This window comes from Undibacterium sp. TJN19, from assembly GCF_049339485.1.
Taxonomy (GTDB): Bacteria; Pseudomonadota; Gammaproteobacteria; order Burkholderiales; family Burkholderiaceae_D; genus Undibacterium.
Window position 1 is genome coordinate 283,834 of record NZ_JBMPPL010000004.1, and the last position, 23,518, is coordinate 307,351.

Here is a 23,518-nt window from a genome sequence, read left to right on the forward strand (position 1 = left end):
GAATATGTCAACCTGTATGCGCATTCACGGGTTAACAGCGGTAATAACACCGCACAAGAAAAGGTAAAGAAAATGAAACGAATCACAAGTAAATTATTTGCAATGCTGTTTGTCAGCATGGGTCTGTTAGCTGCCAATACATTTGCCCAGGCGCAAGAAGGGCCAGATGTACTGATGAAGCGCTTGAGCACTGAAATTATTGACACTGCCAAGAACGATAAAGACATTCAGGCGGGTGATCAGAAACGTGTGTACGACATGGTGGAAAAAAAGATTTTGCCGTATGTCGATTTTCAACGCATGACCTCATTGGCTGCAGGCAAAAGCTGGAAAGAAGCAACACCTGACCAGCAAAAACAACTGACTAATGAATTCCGTCAATTGTTAGTGTTCACTTACTCTGGTGCTATCTCACAAATTAAAGACCAGCGCGTAGAATTCAAGCCTTTGCGTGCTGATCCTAGCGATACAGAAGTGGAAGTAAAATCACAAGTCATACAGACTCGAGGCGAGCCTTTGCAACTGAATTATCGTCTGGAAAAATTGCCAGCTGGCTGGAAGATTTTTGATATTAATGTGCTGGGTGCCTGGTTGGTGGAAACTTATAAAGGCAGTTTTTCTGCCGAAATCAGCAAATCCGGTATTGATGGCCTGATCAAGACCTTGTCTGAAAAGAACAAGAAATTGGCAGCTGCCGGTATTGCCAAGAATGCAGGCAAATAAGACAAAAAGGTAATATCGTGTATAAAGTAACAGGCGAACTATGTCATGACAATGCCAATGCAGCGGTCGCTGCGGGCATGTCTGCAATCGCCACAGGGCAGGCTGAATTTGATTTGTCTGCCCTGACAAAAATAGATTCAAGTGCAGTCGCTGTGATGGTGGCCTGGCAACGTCAGGCCATACAGAGTGGCAAGCAACTGCAATTTTTGGCACTGCCAGCAAGTTTGCTGAGCCTGATCGATTTATACGGTCTCAGTGAGCAATTACTCGCTGCATCCTCAGAGCGACATTGACGCTTCCATGACGGGCACTTAGGTGCCCTCCCAGAAATTGCACACAAAATCAGCAATCATGCTGTGCCATTTCGGTTCGAATTCGGAAAATCCCCTATAATCAAAGGTTTCGCCACTCCGGTGGCGCTTTGGAATCTTCCGTTTCCTTCTATCCCTATTAGCACCTGAGTGCAGACACGCCAGATGGCAGCCATACAAATTACCAATATCCATAAACGTTACCAGTCGCTACAAGCGCTGGGTGGCGTCTCACTTTCTATCGAAGAAGGTGAATTTTTCGGTTTGCTGGGGCCGAACGGTGCTGGCAAGACCACACTGATTTCCATACTGGCTGGCCTGAACCGTGCTGATACCGGCAATATCACCGTGCAGGGGCATGATGTGGTCACAGACTACCGCAATGCCCGTAGCAAGCTTGGCGTCGTGCCACAAGAGCTGGTATTCGATCCCTTCTTCACGGTGCGCGAAACCTTGCGCATGCAGTCTGGTTATTTTGGCCTGAAGAATAATGACAAGTGGATAGACGAGGTCATGGAAAACCTCGACCTGACCAACAAGGCAGACACCAATATGCGCGCTCTGTCTGGTGGTATGAAGCGTCGTGTGCTGGTCGCTCAGGCACTCGTACACAAGCCACCCGTCATCGTGCTCGATGAACCGACCGCTGGTGTCGACGTGGAATTGCGTCAGACCTTGTGGCAATTCATCGCCAGGCTGAACCGCGAAGGGCATACCGTGGTGCTGACCACGCATTACCTGGAAGAAGCGCAAGCCTTGTGTAACCGCATCGCCATGCTGAAGCTGGGCAAGGTCGTGGCACTCGACAGCACCGCCAATCTGATCAAGCGCATTTCCGGCTCACAATTGCGCGTCACTCTTGCAACGAATGGTGTCGTGACTTTGCCGGCAAGCCTGCGTGACAAAGTCATCAGTCATGAAATACAGGCAGATCCTCGCCAGTTTGCCCTGCGTGTGACTGACTATAACCAGGTCGAGGGCATGCTGGCTGCGTTCCGCGCTGATGGCTGCATCATCGAAGACCTGCAATTGCTGCAAGCCGATCTGGAAGATGTCTTCCTGCAAATTATGGAGGGCGCGAAATGAGCGGCATGACCGGTTTTAATACCCTGTTGTACAAAGAAGTACTGCGCTTCTGGAAAGTGGCGACGCAAACCATTACGGCACCTATCATGACAGCGCTGCTGTATCTGCTGATTTTCGGCCATGTGCTGGAAGAGCATGTGCAGGTGTATCCTGGTGTCAAATACACAGCCTTCCTGGTGCCGGGCCTGGTGATGATGAGCGTCCTGCAAAATGCATTTGCGAATTCTTCTTCTTCACTAATACAGTCAAAAATCACAGGCAACCTGGTCTTCATCCTGTTACCGCCACTATCTCACTGGGAGGTGTTTTCGGCCTATGTGCTGGCTGCCATCATCCGCGGTGTCGCGGTTGGTGCAGGCGTCTTTGTCGTGACGGCCTGGTTTGCTGACCTGCATTTTGTCGCCCCCTGGTGGATAGCGATTTTTGCCGTCCTGGGTGCGGCCATGCTGGGTACCATGGGCCTGGTGGCAGGTATCTGGGCGGAAAAATTCGACCAGCTTGCCGCCTTTCAGAACTTTTTGATCATGCCTGCTACCTTCCTGTCCGGCGTGTTTTATTCCATCCATTCATTGCCAGGCATCTGGCAAAGCGTGTCGCGTTTCAATCCCTTCTTTTACATGATTGACGGCTTCCGTTATGGCTTCTTTGGTAAATCCGATGTCGAGCCTGCTACCAGCCTGATGATCGTGTCCGTATTTTTTGTATTGCTGGCGACCATCGCTGTGCAGATGCTCAAGCGCGGTTATAAGTTGAGGCATTAGTACTGTAGTGGTACGTCGTTCATGCAGCATTGATAAAGCAGACAGCAAGTCATTCATTTTGAGTTAGAAAGTTAGCCGTGTTTCCTACACCTGAACAAATTAAAAATTACATTGCAGCCGGTCTGGAATGCACACATCTGGAAGTTGAAGGCGATGGCCAGCATTTTAAGGCCGTGATAGTTTCTGCCGCATTTGCTGGCAAGCGTCCGATACAACGCCACCAGATCGTCTACGCCGTGCTGGGTGAGCGCATGCGCGAAGAAATACATGCCCTGTCTATGAAAACCCTGACCCCTGAAGAGTACGCAGCATAATGGATAAATTATTGATTACAGGCGGCAATCGCCTTAACGGCGACATACAGATATCCGGTGCAAAAAATGCCGCGTTGCCGATATTATGCGCCGGCCTGCTGACTTCTGGCGATGTGATCCTGAACAATGTGCCGTCCCTGCAAGATGTCAGCACCATGTTGAAATTATTGCGTCAGATGGGTTTGCAGGTCACGCAGGAAAATGGTGTGACCACACTCAACGGCAGTGCTGTCGACAAGCTTGAAGCACCGTATGACCTGGTGAAAACCATGCGCGCTTCCATCCTTGTGCTGGGCCCTTTGCTGGCGCGGTTTGGTGAAGCCAAAGTGTCCCTGCCTGGCGGTTGCGCAATTGGCTCACGTCCAGTTGACCAGCACATCAAGGGCCTGCAGGCCATGGGTGCAGAAATTACGATAGAAGCTGGTTATATCCACGCCAGGGCAAAAAAACTGAAAGGTGCGCGTGTTGTTACCGACATGATCACCGTGACCGGTACAGAAAACCTGCTGATGGCAGCGACCTTGGCCGAAGGCGAGACAGTACTGGAAAATGCTGCCCGCGAACCCGAAGTGACCGACCTGGCCAACCTGCTGGTCGCCATGGGCGCGAAAATCGAAGGTATAGGCACTGACCGTCTGGTGATACAGGGCGTCAGCAACCTGCATGGTGCCAGCCATACTGTGATTGCCGACCGCATCGAGACCGCGACCTTCCTGTGTGCCGTTGCGGCAACGGGGGGCGACATCACCTTGAAAAATACCCGCAGTGACATCCTTGATGTCGCTTTGGATAAATTGCGTGAAGCTGGCGTCATCCTGACGACTGGCCCGGACTGGATACGCGCGCAAATGAGCGGTCGTCCGAAAGCAGTTGGTTTCCGTACTACCGAATACCCAGGTTTCCCGACCGACATGCAGGCGCAATTCATGGCGCTCGATTGTATTGCGCAGGGCACCAGCATCGTGACCGAAACGATCTTTGAAAACCGCTTCATGCACGTACAGGAAATGAATCGTCTGGGCGCAAAGATAGAAATCGATGGCCATACCGCGATTGTGAATGGCGTCGATAAACTGGTTGGTGCGCCGGTCATGGCAACGGACTTGCGTGCTTCCGCATCGCTGGTGATTGCTGCCATGGTTGCTGAAGGCGAAACCCTGATTGATCGTATCTATCATCTCGACCGTGGTTACGATCGCATGGAAGTCAAACTGTCTGCCGTTGGTGCCCAGATACAGCGAGTCAAATAATGTCTTCACAACTGACACTTGCCCTGTCCAAGGGCCGCATCTTTGAAGAAACCCTGCCATTGCTGGAAGCCGCAGGCATACGTGTGACCGAAGATCCGGAAAAATCACGCAAGTTGATTTTGGCGACCAATGATCCCGATGTGCGCGTCATCATCGTGCGAGCCTCTGACGTGCCCACTTATGTGCAATATGGCGCCGCTGATTTTGGCGTGGCAGGCAAGGACGTCCTGCATGAACATGGCGGTGCCGGCTTGTACCAGCCAGTGGATCTGAACATCGCCAAATGCCGTATGTCGGTGGCTGTTTCGGTTGGCTTTGATTATGAAACTGCGGTACGTCAGGGCGCACGTTTGCGCGTCGCCACCAAATACACAGAAACAGCGCGTCAGCATTTCGCCAGCAAGGGTGTGCACGTTGATCTGATCAAACTGTATGGTTCGATGGAACTGGCACCACTGGTCGGTTTGTCAGATGCAATTGTCGATCTGGTCAGTACCGGCAGTACGCTGCGCGCCAATAATCTGGTGGAAGTGGAACACATCATGGAAATTTCTTCGCGCCTGGTCGTGAATCAGGCTGCGCTGAAACTCAAGCGTGAGCGCCTGCAACCCATACTGGAAGCCTTTGACCGTGCTTCCAAAGCCAATTCATAACAGATCAAGTACAAGCACAGATCAAGAACAGACCAAGAGAAAAGCATGGCAACCGTGATTACCCGGCTGGATACGACAGACGCTGATTTTTCTGCCAAACTGACAAAGCTGCTGGCCTTTGAAGCCAGTGAAGATGAAGCGATAGACCGCGCTGCCGCACAGATACTGGCAAGCGTCAAAGCACAGGGCGACAGTGCCGTGCTGGAAACCAGTAACCGCTTCGACCGGCTCAACGCAAATAGCGTCGCCGCACTGGAATTGTCGCAGGCAGAAATGCAGGCAGCGCTGGCATCATTAAGTGCAGAACGCCGCACCGCGCTGGAAACAGCGGCAGCACGCGTGCGCGCCTATCATGAAATTCAAAAAACAGAATGTGGTTCCGCCGGTTTCAGCTATACCGAAGCCGATGGCACAGTGCTGGGCCAAAAAGTTACACCGCTGGACCGCGTTGGTATCTATGTACCCGGTGGCAAGGCCGCTTATCCTTCATCCGTATTGATGAATGCGATTCCTGCCAAGGTGGCGGGCGTCAAGGAAATCATCATGGTCGTGCCAACACCCGATGGTGTGAAGAACCCTTTGGTGCTGGCAGCCGCAGCAATTGCCGGGGTTGACCGTGTCTTCACCATAGGCGGTGCCCAGGCTGTTGGCGCTTTGGCGTATGGCACGGCGACCATACCTGCTGTCGATAAAATCGTTGGCCCCGGTAATGCCTATGTGGCTGCCGCCAAGCGTCGCGTGTTTGGCGTGGTTGGCATTGACATGATCGCCGGCCCTTCCGAGATACTGGTCTTGTGCGACGGTACGACAGATCCTGACTGGGTGGCGATGGATTTATTCTCCCAGGCTGAACATGATGAACTGGCGCAATCCATTTTATTGTGCCCCGATGAAGCATATATCGAAGCTGTACAGGCCAGCATCGTCAAGTTGCTACCCACCATGCCAAGGCATGAAGTGATACGTACTTCACTGGCCAATCGCGGTGCCCTGATCAAGGTGCGTGATATGGATGAAGCCTGTGAAATTGCCAACAATATCGCTGCCGAACATCTGGAAATTTCTGCTGAAAACCCGCAGCAATGGGCGGACATGATACGTCATGCCGGTGCCATGTTCCTTGGTCGCTATTCATCAGAAGCCCTTGGTGATTATTGCGCCGGTCCCAACCATGTCTTGCCGACTTCGCGTACTGCGCGTTTTTCTTCACCGCTGGGTGTCTATGATTTCCAGAAGCGTTCATCGATGATTTTCGTCAGTGAGCAGGGGGCGCAGACACTGGGCAAGGTCGCCGCTGAACTGGCTTACGGCGAAGGCTTGCAAGCCCATGCCCGTAGCGCAGAATTGCGACTGAAGTCATGAAAGCGGAATTGCTGCCTGCCATGAATAGCTGCATATGATGGCCGAATGGCGTAACCAGGTTTTTTGTGAAGATGCGCTGCAAGGTCTGGCGCGGCTGCCTGATGCCAGCATCGATTTACTGCTGGCTGACCCACCGTATGGCCTGGGCAAGGATTACGGTAACGATTCCGACAAGATGGAATCGGCCGCCTATCTGGAATGGATGGCGCAATGGATAGACCTGGCGTTGCCGAAATTAAAACCCAATGGCAGCTTGTACATTTTCCTGACCTGGCGCTACTCGCCCGAGGTTTTTGTCATGCTCAAGCAGCGCATGAGCATGATGAATGAAATCATCTGGGATAGACGCGTGCCATCAATGGGGGGCAGCGTGCGCAAGTATTCATCGGTGCATGACACCATAGGTTTTTTTGTCAAAGCCAAAGATTATTATTTTGACCTCGATGCGATACGCATCCCGTATGACGCAGTCACCAAGAAAGCGCGCAGCCGCAAGATTTTCGAAGGCGCGAAGTGGCTGGAAATGGGATTCAATCCCAAGGACGTCTGGAGTGTTTCGCGCCTGCACAGAGAGCATGCCGAGCGCGAAGAACATCCTACCCAAAAACCGCTCGAAATCATTGAGCGCATGATCAAGGCTTCCTGCCCACCCGGCGGTGTTGTACTCGATCCCTTCATGGGCAGCGGCACCACCGCCGTAGCTGCCAAACGTTGTGGGCGTGATTTTGTGGGTTTTGAACTGAACCCCGACTATTGCGCAATGATAGAAAATCGCCTGAGCTTGATAGTCACGGAAGAACTTCCTGCCTGATGGCCTGAATTGACCTGAGGGCTGGTCAGCGCGATTTTTACAAGCCCTGAACATGGAGCAAAAATTGAGCATCACCAAACTGATACGTCCTGAAATCGCCAGCCTGTCCGCCTATCACGTGCCGGACGCCAGCGGTTTTGTGAAGCTGGATGCGATGGAAAACCCTTATCTGCTGCCGCATGACATGCAGCAGCAACTGGCACAACATCTGTCTGGTATTGCCTTGAACCGTTATCCACAACCCGCCTATGCCAGTCTCAAGCAATTGATTGCTGACAAACTCGGTGTGCCTGCTGGCCATGACATCGTGCTGGGCAATGGCTCGGATGAACTCATCAGCATGGTCTCCATCGCCTGCGCCAAACCGGGCGCCAAAGTGCTGGCACCGGTGCCCGGCTTTGTCATGTATGCGATGTCAGCCCTGTTTGCCGGTCTGGAATTCGTAGGCGTAGACCTGAACCCGGATTTCACGCTGAACAAGGCAGCCATGCTGGCGGCTATTGCCGAGCATCAACCTGCCATCACTTACCTGGCTTATCCCAATAATCCCACTGGCACGCTGTATCATGCAGACGACATGGTCGCTATTCTGCAGGCGGTTGGTGAGAATGGCATTGTCATCGTCGATGAAGCTTATCAAGCCTTTGCCCAAGCCAGCTTCATGTCACGTCTGGCAGAGTTTGATAACCTGGTCGTCATGCGCACCGTCTCCAAGCTGGGTCTGGCAGGCATACGCCTGGGTTATATGGTTGGCAATAATGCACTGATGCATGAATTTGAAAAAGTCCGTCCACCCTACAACATCAATGTACTGACGCAGGCAGCGGCAGAATTCGTGCTGGACAGGGTAGAAATACTGGATGCCCAGGCAGCAGAATTGCGCCAGCAGCGCGGCGAACTGGCTGCGGCACTGGCAGTTTTGCCTGACGTGCAAGTATTTCCTTCGGCAGCCAATTTTCTTTTGATACGTGTTGCGAATGCTGAACAAGTCTTTGTGAAATTACGCGAACTAAAAATTTTAGTCAAAAATGTAGGTAAAATGCATAATCTGCTGGGTAACTGTCTGCGCATCACCGTCAGCACCCGGGAAGAGAACGCTCTTTTTCTTGCTGCTTTTGCAGCATCTTTATCATCAAAATGAATAAGCCAACTGAACGCATTGCGGCGGTAACCCGCAATACCAATGAAACGCAAATCCGTGTAGCCATCAATCTCGATGGTAGCGGCCAGCAAAAACTCAATACCGGCGTCCCTTTTCTCGATCACATGCTTGATCAGATCGCCCGTCATGGCCTCATCGATCTCGATATCGAAGCGGTAGGTGACCTGCATATCGATGCGCATCATACGGTCGAAGATGTCGGTATCACCCTGGGGCAGGCATTTGCGCAGGCTATCGGTGACAAGAAAGGCATACGCCGTTATGGCCATTCTTATGTGCCGCTGGATGAAGCCCTGTCGCGCGTGGTGGTGGATTTTTCCGGCCGCCCGGGTTTGCAATACCACATTCCGTTTACGCGCTCGATGATAGGCAATTTTGATGTCGATCTGGCACGCGAATTTTTCCAGGGCTTTGTCAATCATGCCCTGGTCACCCTGCATATCGATAATCTGCGTGGCGATAATTCGCACCATCAATGCGAAACCGTGTTTAAAGCCTTTGGCCGTGCCCTGCGCATGGCAACCGAGCTTGACCCGCGAGCCGCTGGTACCATACCCTCGACCAAAGGCAGTCTTTAATTCGCAATCGAAGATATCAAATACCAGCATGGCTGGTAAATCATTATGAACAAAATTGTTGTAGTAGATTACGGTATGGGTAATTTGCGCTCGGTGGCGCAAGCCTTGCGCGCCGTTGCGCCTGAAGCAAATGTACTCATTTCCGGCGAAGTTGCTGATATTCAGACCGCTGACCGCATCGTTTTGCCGGGTCAGGGTGCCATGCCGGATTGCATGAGCTGCCTGCGTGAATCAGGTCTGCAAGATGCCGTGCTCGAAGCCGCCCGCAGCAAACCCCTGTTTGGTGTTTGTGTTGGTGAGCAGATGTTGTTTGACATCAGCGAAGAGGGCGATACCCCCGGTTTGGGTTTGTTGCCGGGGAAAGTGGTACGCTTTGCACTGGATGGGCAATTGCAGGCTGATGGTTCGCGTTTTAAAGTTCCGCAAATGGGCTGGAACCGCGTGCAGCAATCGCAGTCACATGCTTTATGGCAAGATATTGCCGATGATGCCTATTTTTATTTTGTGCATAGCTATTATGCCCATCCGGCAGACAGGCAACATGCGGTAGGTGTTACCGATTACGGCAGCGTGTTTGCCAGTGCGGTAGCACGCGACAATATTTTTGCGACACAGTTTCACCCTGAAAAGAGTGCTGCGGCTGGCTTGCAACTGTACAAGAATTTTGTACACTGGAAACCTTAAGCGCAGCAATAGCAAGATTAACGACCCGGTTTTTTTATTGTCTATTTGACGTCCACACTTTTTCTCATACCATGCTGCTCATTCCTGCTATCGACCTGAAAGATGGTCACTGCGTACGCCTTAAACAAGGTGATATGGACCAGGCTACTGTATTTTCCGAAGACCCCGCTGAAATGGCGCGCCACTGGTTGCGCCAGGGCGCTCGCCGCCTGCATTTGGTTGATCTGAACGGTGCTTTTGCTGGCAAGCCCAAAAATGAAGCCGCAGTCAAGGCCATCATTCAGGCCGTGCGTGAGTATGCCGAAGAAACCGATACCGAAGAAATTCCCGTACAACTGGGTGGCGGCATCCGCGATCTTGACACCATAGAACGCTATCTTGATGATGGTCTGTCCTACATCATCATCGGTACCGCTGCGGTGAAAAATCCTGGCTTTCTGGCCGATGCCTGTAGCGCCTTCCCAGGCCAGATCATCGTTGGAATTGATGCCAAGGATGGCAAGGTAGCAACCGATGGCTGGAGCAAATTATCTGGCCACGAAGTCATCGACCTCGCCAAGAAATTTGAAGACTATGGGGTTGAAGCCATTGTCTATACCGATATCGGCCGTGACGGCATGATGGGTGGTGTGAACATAGAAGCCACCGTCAAGCTGGCGCAGGCAGTCAGCATCCCGGTGATTGCTTCTGGCGGCGTCCATAACCTGGCTGATGTCGAAGCCCTGTGTGCAGTGCAGGATGAAGGTGTGGAAGGCGTCATCTGTGGCCGTTCGATTTACGAAGGCACACTGGATTTGTCATCTGCGCAAGACCGTGCCGATGAACTCAGTGGTGAGTTCGATGATGAAGAAGAGACTGAATGAGCTTAGCCAAACGTATTATCCCTTGCCTGGACGTGACCGCTGGTCGCGTCGTCAAGGGTATTAATTTCCAGGAACTGCGCGACGCGGGTGACCCGGTAGAAATCGCCCGTCGTTATGACGGGCAGGGCGCTGATGAAATTACTTTTCTCGATATCACGGCTTCATCCGATGGCCGCGATCTGATCTTGCCCATCATTGAAGCCGTGGCATCGCAAGTATTCATCCCGCTGACTGTCGGTGGTGGTGTGCGTACGGTGGCTGATGTGCGCCGTTTGCTTAACGCCGGTGCTGACAAGGTGGGCATCAATACCTCGGCAGTCACCAATCCGCAACTGGTGGCTGATGCGGCGCATAAATATGGTTCGCAATGCATCGTCGTGGCGATTGACGCCAAAAATGTAGGCCCAGGCAAATGGGAAGTATTTACCCATGGTGGCCGCAATGCCACTGGCCTGGATGCTGTTGAATGGGCCATGCACATGGCGAAGCTGGGCGCCGGTGAAATTTTGCTGACCAGCATGGATAAAGATGGCACTCGTTCCGGTTTTGACCTGGGTTTGACACGTGCAGTGTCTGATGCCGTGTCCATACCCGTCATCGCCTCTGGTGGTGTCGGTGGCTTGCAAGACCTGGCCGATGGCATCAAAACAGGTGGTGCCGATGCGGTGCTGGCTGCCAGCATCTTTCATTACGGGCAACATACAGTAGGCGAAGCAAAGCAATTTATGGCTGCACAACATATACCGATGAGGTTGTCATGAGCGCGGCAAAATGGTTGAACAAAGTCAAGTGGGATGAAAATGGCCTGGTGCCTGTCATTGCGCAGGAGGCCAGCAGCAATGACATCTTGATGTTTGCCTGGATGAATCGCGATGCCCTGTCCAAAACCGTGGAACTGGGCGAAGCCGTTTACTGGAGCCGCTCGCGCAAGAAGCTCTGGCATAAGGGTGAAGAGTCTGGCCACATCCAGAAGGTCAAGGAAATCCGCATCGATTGTGATGAAGATGTGGTCTTGCTGAAGATAGAACAGACCGACAGCATCGCCTGCCACACGGGCCGCCATTCCTGCTTCTACCAGAAATTTGAAGGTGGTTTGAATGATGGTGACTGGCAGGCAGTCGACCCTGTATTGAAAGATCCGGAAAGTATTTACAAATGAGTACCATGCAAGAGCCGGTTTTGCAGCGCCTGGCTGAAATCATAGAAGGTCGCAAGCTGGTCAATGGTGGCGACCCTGACAAGTCTTATGTTGCCCGCCTGTTTTCCAAGGGCGATGACGCAATACTTAAAAAGATAGGCGAAGAAGCCACTGAAACCGTGATGGCCGCCAAAGACGCGCGCGTATCCGGCGACCATACCAAGCTTTTATATGAATGTGCTGACCTGTGGTTTCATTCGCTTGTCATGTTGGCCCAGTATGATCTCAGCCCTCAGCAGGTACTGGATGAGCTGGCAAGGCGTGAAGGTATTTCGGGTATAGAAGAAAAAGCGACACGCAAGGACGCTTAGTGTCAGCGTGCAGCAGGCAAGTCTTGATCAGTTGATAGGGTAAAAAGTGGATAACTGTCTTTTTTGTAAAATCGCGGCGAAGCAAATTCCTTCCTCCATCGTGTATGAAGATGAAGAATTGCTGGCTTTCAAGGATATCAACCCGGCTGCACCCGTGCATCTGCTGATTATTCCAAAAACGCATATCGATACGCTGTCTTCAGCACAGCCTGAACATACGGTCTTGCTGGGTAAAATACTGGCGCTCGCACCAAGGCTGGCACAGGAGCATGGTTGCGCACCAGCGCAGCAGGCTGATGGCGGTTTGTCGGGCGGCTATAAAACCCTGATCAACACCGGGCCGGATGGCGGGCAAGAGGTGTATCATTTACACCTGCATGTGATTGGCGGCCCCAAGCCCTGGCGCGGGCAACGCTGATACCGGACGTAAGGCGGATTTTACGTTCTCAACTAATTTCGGGAGCATGGCTCTCTCTAGGAGTAAATAATGGGTTCATTAAGTATTTGGCACTGGTTGATCGTGCTCGTCGTGATCGTACTGGTTTTCGGTACCAAGAAACTGGGTAACGTGGGTTCTGACCTGGGTAAGGCCGTCAAGGGTTTCAAGGATGGCGTCAAAGGGGAAGAAGAAAAAACCGCGGCATCTCAGCAAGTTGCTGATAAAAGCACGATAGACGTAGAAGCAAAAGAAAAAAACAAACTGTGATGCATTTACCTTGCGCTGACGCTGGGTTTTTGCCGGAGCTGTCAGCATGATAGACCTGGGTATCAGCAAGCTCGCCCTGATAGGTGTGGTGGCATTGATCGTCATTGGCCCGGAAAAATTGCCCAAGGTGGCAAGAATGGCCGGTACCCTGCTGGGTCGCGCCCAGCGCTATATCAATGAAGTGAAGTCTGAGGTCAGCCGCGAAATCGAGCTGGAAGAATTGCGCAAGATGCACAAGGATGTGCAGGATGCGGCTCAGAATGTTGAGCAATCAATCCACCAGACCTGGAACGAGACCGAGCAAGAGTTTCGTAACCTCGATCAGGAAAGCGAGTCGGCGCTTTTGCACACCACCAGTCCACAGCAACTGGCTATCAAGGCGAAAAACTTTCGTCGTAAAAAACTCGCTCGCACGTCTGCGGTTCCGGCCTGGTTTAAGAACCGCAGCGGTCAGCGCCAGCGTGTGATTTCTGGTTCAGCCAGGATGGCGCGTCACAGGGCAAATGCACGCCCTGGTTCCAGTTTCTTTTAATTCTTCGCTGATGTTTTCGCGTATTCATAATTTGGCGGTATTCGCATGAGCGAACAGGTAGAGCACAGTCCCGAAGAAAGTTTTATCTCGCATCTGGTTGAATTGCGTGACCGGCTGGTAAAGTCCATGTATGGGCTGGTCATAGCCTGCGCCGCCCTGATGGCATGGCCGGGGCCTTCGGCAATTTATGACTTCCTCGCGCAACCCATGCTGGCGTCACTGCCTGTGGGTTCGAAAATGATTGCCACTGGTGTTATCTCGCCTTTCCTGGTGCCGATGAAGGTGACCCTGTTGCTGGCATTCATGGTGGCTTTGCCGTGGATACTGTATCAGGTCTGGGCGTTTATCGCCCCGGGTTTGTATACCCATGAGAAGCGCCTGGTCGCACCCCTGGTAATTTCTTCTTCAGTGTTATTTCTGAGTGGTGTGGCGTTCTGTTATTTCCTGGTATTTGGCCGGGTCTTTAAATTCATCAATGAATTTGCGCCTGCTTCCATCAGCGTGGCGCCGGATATAGAAAATTACCTGGATTTCATTATTTCCATGTGCCTGGCTTTTGGCGTGACTTTTGAAGTGCCAGTGGTCGTCGTGGTGCTGGTGCGTATGGGGCTGGTGCCGCTGGAAAAACTCAAGGCCATACGACCGTATGTGGTCGTGGGTGCCTTTGTGATTGCTGCCATCGTCACGCCGCCAGACATCGTCAGTCAGTTTTCACTGGCGATACCGATGATCTTGCTGTTTGAAATCGGCCTGCTGATTGCACCGTTGTTTGTCAAGGCGACACAGGCACCACCAGAAATGACGGAATAAGCTGGCAAAACAGCTTATTCACGTGTGGTATTAGTCAGTGACTGGTACCGCAGGTACGGAACGCAGCCAGCTGACCAGTGGCATGGCGCTCTGGTAAGCCTTCAGCAAAGTGGCTTTTAATTCTTCAGTCTGCATGCCTTTCAACGGGCATTCAGTCCATACCATGAAATTCTTCAGCTTGATTTGCTCAATATGCGGCAGATCAGCATCAAAACCTTTGGGTGGGCGTTGCAACTTGCCTTCTTCCTGCAAAGTACCAAACTGCGCTTTCAGTTTTTTGTCTTTCAATACCTTGGCAAAACCGTCAGGGTCAGCCACGATATGATTGCGTACGGCTTTCAGCCGGTCTGTAGGCGGCATGTATTCACCGACAGCATAAAACAGGCGGCCAGTACCATCCATCTGGAAATAATAGGCAGGCCCGCCACCTTCGCTGGGCTTCTTGCGCCCGCTTGGCAATATGGATGACGAAAACGTGGTCTTGTAAGGCGACTTGTCATGTGCAAAACGCACATCACGGTTGATGCGGAACAGTGCCTTCTTTGGCTCCAGCCCGGCAATGGCGGGATCAAACTTGCTAATGTCTTTGATCAGTTCTGTCACCAGCTGTAAAAATTCGGCACGCAAAATATCGTAACGTGGTTTGTTCATGACGAACCAGGCACGGTTATTGTTGTCGCCCAGTTCAGATAAGTACGCTTGCAGGTCGATCAGGTGCATGAATGCTCACTATGTTTGCTAAGGATTATTCTCTCTGTTCTTCTTTGCGCGCCGGTGGCCGTTTGCCGATCAATACTTCCAGCGTCGGTTCTTTGGTGTCGCGCAAGACAGTGATTTTAGCCTTATTTCCTGGTTGTAGCTGAGCGACCAGATTCAGCATCTGTGTTGTGTCACCAACGGGTTTGCCTTCGATGGCAATCAGAATGTCGCCAGGCTTCATGCCAGCCTTGTCAGCCGGGCCACCACGGATGACACCTGCGATGATTGCACCGGATTTTTGTTTGAGGCCAAAGCTCTCCGCCAGTTCCGGTGTAATGTCCTGCGGTTCCACACCTATCCAGCCACGTACGACATGGCCGTTACTGATGATGGATTCCATCACCTGTTTGACAGTAGACACGGGTATTGCAAAACCAATGCCGACTGAACCACCATTTTGCGAATAAATGGCGGTGTTAACGCCCAGTAGATTACCGTTGACATCAACCAGAGCGCCACCAGAATTGCCAGGGTTGACCGCAGCGTCGGTCTGTATGAAGTTTTCAAATGCGTTGTCGGTCAGGTTATTGCGGCCCAGGGCAGAAATGATACCCATAGTGACTGTCTGGCCCACGCCAAAAGGGTTGCCTATTGCCAGCACGACATCGCCAACGTTTGCTTGGTCAGCGCGGCCCAGGGTGATCGCTGGTAAGTTGGGTAAATCAATCTTGATGACGGCCAGATCGGTTTCGGGGTCGGTGCCAACCACCTTGGCATTGGTCTTGCGCCCGTCTGACAACGCAACTTCGATATCATCGGCAGATTCGACCACATGATTATTCGTCAGGATATAACCCTGGGTGCTGACAATCACGCCAGAACCGAGGCTGGACAGGCGTTCAGACGGCGTGTTTGGCTGTTCGCCAAAAAAACGTTTTAAAAAGGGATCGTTCAGCAGCGGGTTGCGGCGCTGGCGTATTTCTTTTGATGTGTAAATATTCACTACCGAAGGCATGGCGCGCTTGGCTGCTGACGCATAAGAACTTTGCGCTGGCACGGCGTTGGCCGGTGCCTGTTGCAGCGTGACTCCTGCGCTGATTGGCAAATCCTGGCCTTTGCCATAGCCACCATTTACCCATCCGGGTTTCAAGGTGGTTACAATAAACCAGATGGCCAGACCAACAGTAACAGTTTGGGCAAATAATAACCAAAGACGACGCATAGGTAGAAGTAAAAATGAAATCAGTGAATCGGGACGAATTAGGGCAATTTCTGGCTAAAGAATTACAAGTCAGTACATTTCGTGATTATTGCCCAAATGGCTTGCAGGTGGAAGGGCGCACATCGATTAAACATATTGTCAGCGGTGTGACTGCCAGTTTAGCATTATTGGAAAAAGCAGTGGAAATGCAGGCTGATGCCGTTTTTGTGCATCATGGCTACTTCTGGCGCGGGGAAGACATGCGCGTAATCGGGCAAAAACAGCGCCGCCTGAAACTCTTGCTGGAGCACGATATTTCCCTGTTTGCCTATCATTTGCCGCTGGACGGGCATGCCGAAATTGGGAATAACATTGGCCTTGCACGTCATCTGGGCATCGTCCCGGATGGTCGTTTTGGCGAAAATGACCTGGGCTGGCTGGGTATTCTGCGTGAGCCGGGCTTGCTTACCATGGCTGATCTGGCCCTGCATGTGGAGCTGAAACTGGGGCGCAAACCGCTGCTGATCGGTGATCCGGCAGCACTGGTAGGTCGCATTGCCTGGTGTACAGGCGCCGCGCAAAACATGCTGGATCAGGCCATCGCTGCCGGTGCCAGCGTATATTTAAGCGGCGAGATTTCTGAGCCTACGGTACACCTGGCAAGAGAATCCGGTGTGGCTTATCTTGCCTGCGGCCATCATGCGACCGAACGTTTTGGTGTGCAAAGCCTGGGCAAACTGATTGCTGAGCGGTTTGGGGTAAGGCACAGTTTTGTGGATATTGATAATCCGGTGTGAACTGAACTGTCCGACCCGGTTTGGTTCGGCCCAGGCTATCTAGCTTGGAAACTTTGGGCAAATACTGCTGACCCTGGCTCATAACTCATGGCTCCTGCGAAGGCAGGAGCCTGGTGACGTTCATGAATCAGCAAGAGCTCTTTTTGACCTGATGGGGCAACTCCCCCATCACTTCCTCAGCGCATCCCTGATCTCACGTAACAACAGCACATCTTCAGGCGTCACTTCAGGTGCTGGTTCGGGTGTCGGCTCCGCTTTTTTCAGTGCATTGACCAGTTTGACCATTTGAAAAATCACGAAAGCCAGGATGACGAAACCAACACTGACAGTAATAAAGTTACCATAGGCGATGACCCCGCCTGCCTTTTTTGCCTCGGCCAGCGCCAGATGCGTGCCCTGGCCATTGAGCGGGATGTAATAATTGGAAAAATCCAATCCGCCGACGATGCGGCCTATCAATGGCATGACGATGTCCCCGACCAGAGAATCAACGATTTTGCCAAAGGCAGCACCAATAATGACACCGACGGCGAGATCAACGACATTGCCGCGACTGATAAATGCTTTAAATTCTTGCAACATTCCCATGAAATTCTCCTGTTTGGTGGGCAAAACGGGCTGCCCAAAATTAAGTGTCCAGATTCTAATGCGCAAAGCTGATCAAAAGTGCCATGAATTTTGTCAATTTTGGTTTCAATGCCTGCCTGGATATTAAATCCTGACTTGAATTATGGGTGTAAACACATCTTAAGCCAGACATGGAAGGGTAAATCACAGACTAAATGTTGAAAAAAGCCCCCAAGTTGGTGTTTCGGATATCTTTTTCTTTAAAACCATATCCGCCTCCTTTATAATTTAAGGTTGCTAGAAGTTGGGTAATGCTTCATCAAGTTTTGATTATTGACAGATTGGGGTTGGTATGAGTATCGAAAAGCAGGTCGATTCCGGCCGTCGCGGTTTGCTCGTCGCCACGTGCGCGGCTGGCGGTGTGGCTGGCTTGGCAACGGCAGGGGCGCTGGTAAGCACTTTCCAGCCATCCGAGCGTGCCAAGGCAGCAGGTGCACCGGTAGAAGTGGATATCTCCACTTTGAAGCCAGGCGAGATGACGACTGCGGAATGGCGCGGTAAGCCAGTATGGATTTTGAAACGCACGCCAGAAATGATGGCGAGTCTGGCAAAAACAGAAGACAAGGTCGCTGATCCAAAATCGGAAAAGCCGTACACCATGGAAATGCCAGACTATTGCGAAAAGCAAAGCCGTTCACGCAAAGAACATAGTGACATCCTGGTGGCCGTGGGCATTTGCTCGCACCTGGGCTGTTCGCCAAGTTCCAAATTCCAGGAAGGCGCGCAACCGTCCCTGCCAGATGACTGGAAAGGCGGCTTTTTGTGCCCATGCCACGGATCGACTTTCGATCTGGCTGGCCGTGTATATAAAAACAAGCCAGCTCCTCAAAATCTGGATGTGCCTCGTCATATGTTTTTATCAGATACCAAAATCATCATCGGTAAAGATGAGAAAGGCGAGGCTTGATCATGGCATTTGTTGAGAAAAAACTCCCGGCCGATGCGCCTGTCGTAGATAAAGCCCTGAACTGGGTTGATTCCCGTTTCCCGCTGACCAAGCTGTGGAATGATCAATGGGGCAAGTATTACGCGCCCAAGAACTTCAATTTCTGGTACATCTTCGGTTCCCTCGCCATGCTGGTGCTGGTTATCCAGATCGTTACCGGTATTTTCCTGGTCATGCACTACAAACCAGATGCGAACCTGGCGTTTGCTTCTGTTGAATACATCATGCGTGATGTGCCCTGGGGCTGGCTGGTGCGTTACATGCACTCGACGGGCGCTTCGGCATTCTTCATCGTTGTTTACCTGCACATGACCCGTGCCTTCCTGTACGGTTCTTACCGCAAGCCACGTGAACTGATCTGGTTGTTCGGTTTTGCGATTTTCCTGTGCCTGATGGCCGAAGCCTTCTTCGGTTACCTGCTGCCATGGGGCCAGATGTCTTACTGGGGTGCCCAGGTTATTGTTAACCTGTTTGGTGCCATTCCTTTCATCGGCCCTGATCTGTCCCTGTGGATCCGTGGTGACTATGTGGTGTCTGATGCGACTTTGAACCGCTTCTTCTCTTTCCACGTCATTGCTATTCCTCTGGTCTTGCTGGGTCTGGTGGTGGCTCACTTGATCGCCTTGCATGAAGTGGGTTCCAATAACCCGGACGGTATTGAAATCAAAGAAAATCTGGGCCCTGATGGTCACCCTGTTGATGGCGTGCCTTCTCACCCTTACTACACTTTCCACGACATCTTTGGCGTGACAGTGTTCCTGACGATTTTCAGCGCAGCAGTGTTCTTCGCGCCGGAAATGGGTGGTTACTTCCTTGAGTACAATAACTTTATCCCGGCTGATTCTCTGAAAACGCCACCGCATATTGCACCGACCTGGTACTTCACGCCTTTCTATTCGATCTTGCGTGCGACGACGTCTGAGTTCCTGTATGTCGTGCAGTTTGGCGCAGCCGCTTATGTTGCTCTGATCTGGCTGACAACCAAGTTGCCTCAATTGATCAAGATCGCGATTGCTGTGATTGCTCTGGTTGCCATTCTGGGCATGATGCCTTTCGGCCTCGATGCGAAATTCTGGGGTGTGGTCTTGTTCGGCGGTTCCGTCATGATCCTGGCTTTGTTGCCATGGCTGGATGTATCCCCGGTCAAATCGATACGCTATCGCCCTGACTGGCACAAATATGTGTACATCGTCTTCGGTATCGCTTTCGTGACGCTGGGTTACCTGGGTGTTGAGCCTCCGTCACCAGTTCGCGAGCGTATTTCTCAGGTTTGCGCCATCATCTACTTCGGCTTCTTCCTGCTGATGCCATGGTGGAGTGCAATGGGAACATTTAAGCCAGTGCCCAAGCGCGTTACATTTGCAGCGCACTGAGCCAACTAAGCGAGGAAGAATAAGCATGAAATTACTTAAAAAACTGATCGCTGTGTTGGCATTGGCCCCTGCAATGGCAATGGCAAATAGCGGATCTTTCCCGTTGGATCACGCACCTGACCGTGCTACAGATATGGCAGCTTTGCAAAACGGCGCAAAATTGTTTGTCAATTACTGCCTGAATTGCCACTCTGCATCGGCGATGCGTTATAACCGTTTGAAAGATATCGGTTTGACAGATGACCAGATCAGAACCAATTTGCTGTTCACGGGCGAAAAAGTCGGTGATCTGATGAAAACCACCATGGCAGCCAAAGATGCCAAGGCATGGTTCGGCGCAGTGCCACCAGACTTGTCCGTGATCGCCCGTGCCAAGGCATCTGAAGCAGGCTCTGGCGCTGACTGGATTTACACCTATCTGCGTACTTACTACAAAGATGAATCCCGCCCGACCGGCTGGAACAACATGGTGTTCCCTAATGTCGGCATGCCGCACGCACTGTGGGAACTGCAGGGTGTGCGTAAAGTCAAAATGTCTGAAGTCAAAGACGCGCATGACGAATCCAAAACTGTTCACCAATTTGACGGCTTTGAAAAAATCACTGCTGGTACCATGACGCCGCTGGAATATGACAATGCAGTGGGTGACCTGGTTGCTTACCTGCAATGGATGGGTGAGCCATCCCAAAGCACACGCAAACGCCTCGGCGTCTGGGTTTTGCTGTTCCTGGCAACGCTGGCAACACTGGCATGGCGCCTGAACGCTTCCTACTGGAAAGAAGTAAAATAAATGTAATATTTCTGGTCTGACTGGCTTGATAGCAGACCGGAAATTTTTTGAGATCGTCCGTTTTTCTCCGTCGTAAACGGACGTGTAATCCCAGGGGTGAGGTGCGCAAAACTGGCTCCTCGCCCTGATCGTTTCTAAGGAACTATAAAATGATGGTTCTCTACTCGGGTACAACCTGCCCATTTTCCCAACGTTGCCGCCTGGTTCTGTTTGAAAAAGGCATGGACTTTGAAATCCGCGATGTTGATTTGTTTAACAAGCCAGAAGATATCTCGACCATGAATCCATATGGTCAGGTGCCTATTCTGGTCGAACGTGAATTGATATTGTATGAATCCAATATCATTAACGAATACATCGACGAACGCTTCCCGCATCCGCAACTGATGCCGGCAGACCCGCTGCAACGTGCGCGTGCACGCCTGATGTTGTTCAATTTTGAAAAAGAATTGTTCATCCACGTCCATACTCTGGAAAACGACAAGAACACCGCGTCGGCCAAAGTACAGGACAAGGCACGTGCTGAAATCCGCGACCGTCTGACCCAGCTCGCCCCTTTGTTCATCAAGAACAAATACATGCTCGGTGATGAATTCTCCATGCTCGACGTGGCTGTGGCACCATTGTTATGGCGTCTTGATCATTACGGTATCGAATTGTCCAAGACAGCAGCACCGTTGATGAAATATGCAGAACGCATTTTCTCCCGCCCGGCCTATATCGAAGCGCTGACGCCTTCGGAAAAGGTCATGCGCAGATAAGTAATGCGCCATGCCGCAATCAATAACAAGGCTGATGCAACACGTCAGCCTTGTTGTTTTTGGGCTCTGCGGCTATTCTTATTAGCAAAACAACCGCACACTATCGGCTGACTATACAGACATGCAAGAAATTTCAACCAAACCTTATTTTATGCGCGCCATTTACGAATGGTGTACCGACAATGGCTTCACGCCTTACCTGGCAGTCAAGGTCGGTTCTGCTGCGCGCGTACCTATGGAATTTGTCAGGAATGGCGAAATAGTCCTCAACATCAGCTTCGGTGCCACCAGTGGCCTGAAAATGGATAATGATGCCGTCACCTTCAAGGCCCGCTTCGGTGGCGTGTCACGTGATATATATGTCCCGGTGGAAAACGTCATGGCCGTGTATGCCAGCGAAAATGGCCAGGGCATGGCCTTCGAAGTCGAACTGATAGAAGCCGACGAAACCGAAGCAGAAGCCCCCGCACCTGTTGAAGCCGTCAGCAAACCTGTTCTGGGTCTGGCCGCGGTCAGCAGCAAGCCCAGCCTGGTAGAAGCAACGGCTTCTGGCGATGAGCAAAAGAAATCTGAAAAAAAATCAGAAAAGCCCTCGCTAAAAATAATAAAGTAGCCTATAATCTTGGTCTTCGGGAATGCAACGGCAACGTAGCAAATACGAAAAAATTTTCGCCGACTTAGCTCATTTGGTAGAGCAGTTGACTTGTAATCATCAGGTGGCCAGTTCGATTCCGGCAGTCGGCACCAAAAAAAGCAGCAAAATCAACGAGTTACGGTTAATCCCGTAACTCGTTTTTTTTTGTGCTTTCAAATGGCACACTCATGGCACAATGGCTGCAAAAGTTGGCAACAATTCACAGTAATCTTCAATGTAATCGCCTACTTCTGAAAATTCGATAGGGCTGTTATGGCAAACATTCAAGAGCGAAAATCCAAAGACGGAAAATTAAGCTACCGTGTACAGGTGCGGCTTAAAGGCTTCCCACCCCAGACAGCTACTTTTGAGCGTAAGACAGATGCAAAGCGGTGGGTTAGTGAAACCGAAGCCGCTATGCGTGAAGGTCGATATTTCAAAACCACTGAGTCTAGAAAACGCACCTTAGCTGATATGTGCCAGAAATACACTGATGAAGTGTTGCCAAGCAAAGGTGCTAGCTTGCAGCGCGGGCAAAAGCAGCAGTTGGCTTGGTGGGCAAGCCGAATCGGATATTGCACTCTTGCTGACGTTACGCCAGCATTAATAGCCGAGCAAAGAGATTATTTGGCAAAAAATGGATCAAAAATATCTACCGTGGATGACGATATAAGATTGCCAACGCCTGCCACAATAGTTCGGTACTTAGCTGCTCTTAGTGCAGCTTTCACACAGGCTGTTAATGAATGGGGTTGGATCGAGACAAGTCCCATGTCAAAAGTCAGAAAACCACGTGAGCCACAAGGCAGGATTCGATATCTATCGGAAGATGAATGCGCGAGATTGCTTAATGCATGTCGTAGGAGTGATTGCGAATATTTATATGTGGTGGTTCTTTTGGCAATATCGACTGGAGCCCGATATGGTGAAATATTGGGTTTGAAATGGGGTGATATTGAACTCAAGAGCAAGCGTGCGATCTTGCGAGACACCAAAAATCATGAGAATCGTGCTTTGCCGCTATCTCCACAGATAGTGACTGAATTGGAAAAGCTTTGCCCTTTGCACTGCAACAATAATGATTTTGTTTTTGCTAGCAAGCGTGTGCCATCCAAACCAATGGAAATAAGGACGCCTTGGCATAAGGCTATGCTAGCCGCAAACATTGATGATTTTCGATTTCACGACCTCCGCCATACTGCTGCTAGCTATTTGGCGATGACTGGCGCGACGTCTGTAGAATTATCTGAGATTCTTGGCCATAAGACCTTGGCAATGGTTAAGCGTTACTCACATTTGTCGGAAACGCATACCAGGCTTGTTGTGAGCAAGATGAATGATAAGTTGTTTTCACAAAACAAAGAGGATTGAACGCCGATAGAGATTTCGCGTCCGAGCGATTAGCGGCTTTTAATGCTTCACAATGCTCGTATGCTCAACTGAGCGATTTTATCGCCTCTCTGGCTGTTTAAAGCTGTTCTCTGGCTTGCAAAATTAGCTGGCTGTGACATTAAGCGGTTTTTTGCAAAAAACTTCCAGTTCGCCGATTTTTTTAGGAATGAAGTGCGTTTTGCA

30 protein-coding genes and 1 tRNA gene are annotated in these 23,518 nt (G+C 51.2%); 28 read left to right on the plus strand and 3 right to left on the minus strand.

Annotation, left to right across the window (positions count from 1 at the left end; all coding sequences use genetic code 11):
• Positions 1 to 72: 72 nt before the first annotated feature.
• The 20 genes from ACO0LH_RS14805 to tatC all read left to right on the plus strand — a co-directional run bounded on the left by ACO0LH_RS14805 (position 73) and on the right by tatC (position 14,115).
• Positions 73 to 723 carry an MlaC/ttg2D family ABC transporter substrate-binding protein gene (locus ACO0LH_RS14805; protein WP_422941872.1) on the plus strand — a complete coding sequence of 217 codons (651 nt, stop codon included), beginning with the start codon at positions 73 to 75 and terminating at the stop codon, positions 721 to 723.
• A complete protein-coding gene (locus ACO0LH_RS14810; protein WP_422941959.1) occupies positions 720 to 1,016 on the plus strand; it encodes an STAS domain-containing protein in 297 nt (98 codons plus the stop codon). Before ACO0LH_RS14805 ends, ACO0LH_RS14810 begins: the two co-directional genes overlap by 4 nt.
• Positions 1,017 to 1,199: 183 nt before the next feature.
• Positions 1,200 to 2,120, plus strand: coding sequence for an ABC transporter ATP-binding protein (locus ACO0LH_RS14815; RefSeq protein WP_422941873.1), 921 nt, complete (start codon positions 1,200 to 1,202; stop codon positions 2,118 to 2,120).
• A 5-nt stretch (positions 2,121 to 2,125) separates the two neighbouring features.
• Positions 2,126 to 2,881: an ABC transporter permease gene (locus tag ACO0LH_RS14820; protein ID WP_422941960.1), complete on the plus strand. Its 756-nt coding sequence runs from the start codon at positions 2,126 to 2,128 to the stop codon at positions 2,879 to 2,881.
• Positions 2,882 to 2,958: 77 nt separating this feature from the next.
• Complete coding sequence (locus tag ACO0LH_RS14825; RefSeq protein WP_422941874.1) at positions 2,959 to 3,195, plus strand: BolA family protein; 237 nt, start codon at positions 2,959 to 2,961, stop codon at positions 3,193 to 3,195.
• Positions 3,195 to 4,445 (plus strand): UDP-N-acetylglucosamine 1-carboxyvinyltransferase, encoded by a 1,251-nt coding sequence (gene murA / locus ACO0LH_RS14830; protein WP_422941875.1) that lies wholly within the window; start codon positions 3,195 to 3,197, stop codon positions 4,443 to 4,445. Before ACO0LH_RS14825 ends, murA begins: the two co-directional genes overlap by 1 nt.
• A complete protein-coding gene (gene hisG / locus ACO0LH_RS14835; RefSeq protein ID WP_422941876.1) occupies positions 4,445 to 5,098 on the plus strand; it encodes an ATP phosphoribosyltransferase in 654 nt (217 codons plus the stop codon). Before murA ends, hisG begins: the two co-directional genes overlap by 1 nt.
• Before the next feature lie 45 nt (positions 5,099 to 5,143).
• Positions 5,144 to 6,460 (plus strand): histidinol dehydrogenase, encoded by a 1,317-nt coding sequence (gene hisD, locus ACO0LH_RS14840; RefSeq protein WP_422941877.1) that lies wholly within the window; start codon positions 5,144 to 5,146, stop codon positions 6,458 to 6,460.
• Between the two features lie 37 nt (positions 6,461 to 6,497).
• Positions 6,498 to 7,271 carry a DNA-methyltransferase gene (locus ACO0LH_RS14845; protein ID WP_422941961.1) on the plus strand — a complete coding sequence of 258 codons (774 nt, stop codon included), beginning with the start codon at positions 6,498 to 6,500 and terminating at the stop codon, positions 7,269 to 7,271.
• A gap of 52 nt (positions 7,272 to 7,323) precedes the next feature.
• A complete protein-coding gene (hisC, locus tag ACO0LH_RS14850) occupies positions 7,324 to 8,412 on the plus strand; it encodes a histidinol-phosphate transaminase (protein ID WP_422941878.1) in 1,089 nt (362 codons plus the stop codon).
• Positions 8,409 to 9,011 carry an imidazoleglycerol-phosphate dehydratase HisB gene (gene hisB / locus ACO0LH_RS14855; RefSeq protein WP_422941879.1) on the plus strand — a complete coding sequence of 201 codons (603 nt, stop codon included), beginning with the start codon at positions 8,409 to 8,411 and terminating at the stop codon, positions 9,009 to 9,011. Before hisC ends, hisB begins: the two co-directional genes overlap by 4 nt.
• A gap of 45 nt (positions 9,012 to 9,056) precedes the next feature.
• Positions 9,057 to 9,695 (plus strand): imidazole glycerol phosphate synthase subunit HisH, encoded by a 639-nt coding sequence (gene hisH, locus ACO0LH_RS14860; RefSeq protein WP_422941880.1) that lies wholly within the window; start codon positions 9,057 to 9,059, stop codon positions 9,693 to 9,695.
• Positions 9,696 to 9,766: 71 nt separating this feature from the next.
• The gene (hisA, locus tag ACO0LH_RS14865; RefSeq protein ID WP_422941881.1) at positions 9,767 to 10,558 is read left to right on the plus strand and encodes a 1-(5-phosphoribosyl)-5-[(5-phosphoribosylamino)methylideneamino]imidazole-4-carboxamide isomerase; all 792 of its coding nucleotides are present in this window, start codon (positions 9,767 to 9,769) and stop codon (positions 10,556 to 10,558) included.
• Positions 10,555 to 11,319 carry an imidazole glycerol phosphate synthase subunit HisF gene (gene hisF, locus ACO0LH_RS14870; protein ID WP_422941882.1) on the plus strand — a complete coding sequence of 255 codons (765 nt, stop codon included), beginning with the start codon at positions 10,555 to 10,557 and terminating at the stop codon, positions 11,317 to 11,319. The genes hisA and hisF overlap by 4 nt, the downstream gene beginning before the upstream one ends.
• Positions 11,316 to 11,717 carry a phosphoribosyl-AMP cyclohydrolase gene (gene hisI / locus ACO0LH_RS14875; RefSeq protein WP_422941883.1) on the plus strand — a complete coding sequence of 134 codons (402 nt, stop codon included), beginning with the start codon at positions 11,316 to 11,318 and terminating at the stop codon, positions 11,715 to 11,717. The genes hisF and hisI overlap by 4 nt, the downstream gene beginning before the upstream one ends.
• A 5-nt stretch (positions 11,718 to 11,722) precedes the next feature.
• Positions 11,723 to 12,067, plus strand: a complete 345-nt coding sequence (locus tag ACO0LH_RS14880) for a phosphoribosyl-ATP diphosphatase (protein ID WP_422941962.1) — start codon at positions 11,723 to 11,725, stop codon at positions 12,065 to 12,067.
• Between the two features lie 46 nt (positions 12,068 to 12,113).
• Entirely contained in the window at positions 12,114 to 12,485 is a 372-nt protein-coding gene (locus ACO0LH_RS14885) for a histidine triad nucleotide-binding protein (RefSeq protein ID WP_422941884.1), read from the plus strand.
• A gap of 69 nt (positions 12,486 to 12,554) precedes the next feature.
• Entirely contained in the window at positions 12,555 to 12,773 is a 219-nt protein-coding gene (gene tatA / locus ACO0LH_RS14890; protein ID WP_422941885.1) for a Sec-independent protein translocase subunit TatA, read from the plus strand.
• Between the two features lie 46 nt (positions 12,774 to 12,819).
• The gene (tatB, locus tag ACO0LH_RS14895; RefSeq protein ID WP_422941886.1) at positions 12,820 to 13,305 is read left to right on the plus strand and encodes a Sec-independent protein translocase protein TatB; all 486 of its coding nucleotides are present in this window, start codon (positions 12,820 to 12,822) and stop codon (positions 13,303 to 13,305) included.
• 45 nt (positions 13,306 to 13,350) lie between these two features.
• Positions 13,351 to 14,115, plus strand: coding sequence for a twin-arginine translocase subunit TatC (gene tatC / locus ACO0LH_RS14900; RefSeq protein WP_422941887.1), 765 nt, complete (start codon positions 13,351 to 13,353; stop codon positions 14,113 to 14,115).
• Positions 14,116 to 14,145: 30 nt separating this feature from the next.
• Here tatC and ACO0LH_RS14905 read toward each other — a convergent pair whose 3' ends face one another.
• Together ACO0LH_RS14905 and ACO0LH_RS14910 are read right to left on the minus strand one after the other, a co-directional pair.
• Positions 14,146 to 14,835 (minus strand): DUF2461 domain-containing protein, encoded by a 690-nt coding sequence (locus ACO0LH_RS14905; protein WP_422941888.1) that lies wholly within the window; start codon positions 14,833 to 14,835, stop codon positions 14,146 to 14,148.
• A 25-nt stretch (positions 14,836 to 14,860) separates the two neighbouring features.
• Positions 14,861 to 16,036 carry a Do family serine endopeptidase gene (locus ACO0LH_RS14910; RefSeq protein ID WP_422941889.1) on the minus strand — a complete coding sequence of 392 codons (1,176 nt, stop codon included), beginning with the start codon at positions 16,034 to 16,036 and terminating at the stop codon, positions 14,861 to 14,863.
• Between the two features lie 14 nt (positions 16,037 to 16,050).
• On the opposite strand from ACO0LH_RS14910, the gene ACO0LH_RS14915 reads away from it, so the two are divergent.
• Complete coding sequence (locus tag ACO0LH_RS14915; protein ID WP_422941890.1) at positions 16,051 to 16,812, plus strand: Nif3-like dinuclear metal center hexameric protein; 762 nt, start codon at positions 16,051 to 16,053, stop codon at positions 16,810 to 16,812.
• Between the two features lie 168 nt (positions 16,813 to 16,980).
• Here the strand turns inward: ACO0LH_RS14915 and mscL are convergent, their stop codons facing one another.
• Positions 16,981 to 17,400: a large conductance mechanosensitive channel protein MscL gene (mscL, locus tag ACO0LH_RS14920; RefSeq protein ID WP_422941891.1), complete on the minus strand. Its 420-nt coding sequence runs from the start codon at positions 17,398 to 17,400 to the stop codon at positions 16,981 to 16,983.
• Between the two features lie 331 nt (positions 17,401 to 17,731).
• Between mscL and petA the strand changes: the two genes are divergently transcribed.
• From petA to ACO0LH_RS14955, 7 genes are all read left to right on the plus strand, one after another.
• Complete coding sequence (petA, locus tag ACO0LH_RS14925) at positions 17,732 to 18,346, plus strand: ubiquinol-cytochrome c reductase iron-sulfur subunit (protein ID WP_422941892.1); 615 nt, start codon at positions 17,732 to 17,734, stop codon at positions 18,344 to 18,346.
• On the plus strand, positions 18,346 to 19,758 hold the full coding sequence (locus tag ACO0LH_RS14930; RefSeq protein WP_422941963.1) for a cytochrome b: 1,413 nt from the start codon (positions 18,346 to 18,348) through the stop codon (positions 19,756 to 19,758). The genes petA and ACO0LH_RS14930 overlap by 1 nt, the downstream gene beginning before the upstream one ends.
• 25 nt (positions 19,759 to 19,783) lie before the next feature.
• Positions 19,784 to 20,548 carry a cytochrome c1 gene (locus ACO0LH_RS14935; RefSeq protein WP_422941893.1) on the plus strand — a complete coding sequence of 255 codons (765 nt, stop codon included), beginning with the start codon at positions 19,784 to 19,786 and terminating at the stop codon, positions 20,546 to 20,548.
• 149 nt (positions 20,549 to 20,697) lie between these two features.
• The gene (locus ACO0LH_RS14940) at positions 20,698 to 21,309 is read left to right on the plus strand and encodes a glutathione S-transferase N-terminal domain-containing protein (protein ID WP_422941894.1); all 612 of its coding nucleotides are present in this window, start codon (positions 20,698 to 20,700) and stop codon (positions 21,307 to 21,309) included.
• Positions 21,310 to 21,430: 121 nt separating this feature from the next.
• Complete coding sequence (locus ACO0LH_RS14945; RefSeq protein ID WP_422941895.1) at positions 21,431 to 21,922, plus strand: ClpXP protease specificity-enhancing factor; 492 nt, start codon at positions 21,431 to 21,433, stop codon at positions 21,920 to 21,922.
• Between the two features lie 58 nt (positions 21,923 to 21,980).
• Positions 21,981 to 22,056: transfer RNA gene (locus ACO0LH_RS14950), tRNA-Thr, on the plus strand.
• Positions 22,057 to 22,216: 160 nt separating this feature from the next.
• The gene (locus tag ACO0LH_RS14955; protein WP_422941896.1) at positions 22,217 to 23,314 is read left to right on the plus strand and encodes a tyrosine-type recombinase/integrase; all 1,098 of its coding nucleotides are present in this window, start codon (positions 22,217 to 22,219) and stop codon (positions 23,312 to 23,314) included.
• The last annotated feature ends 204 nt before the right edge of the window (positions 23,315 to 23,518 follow it).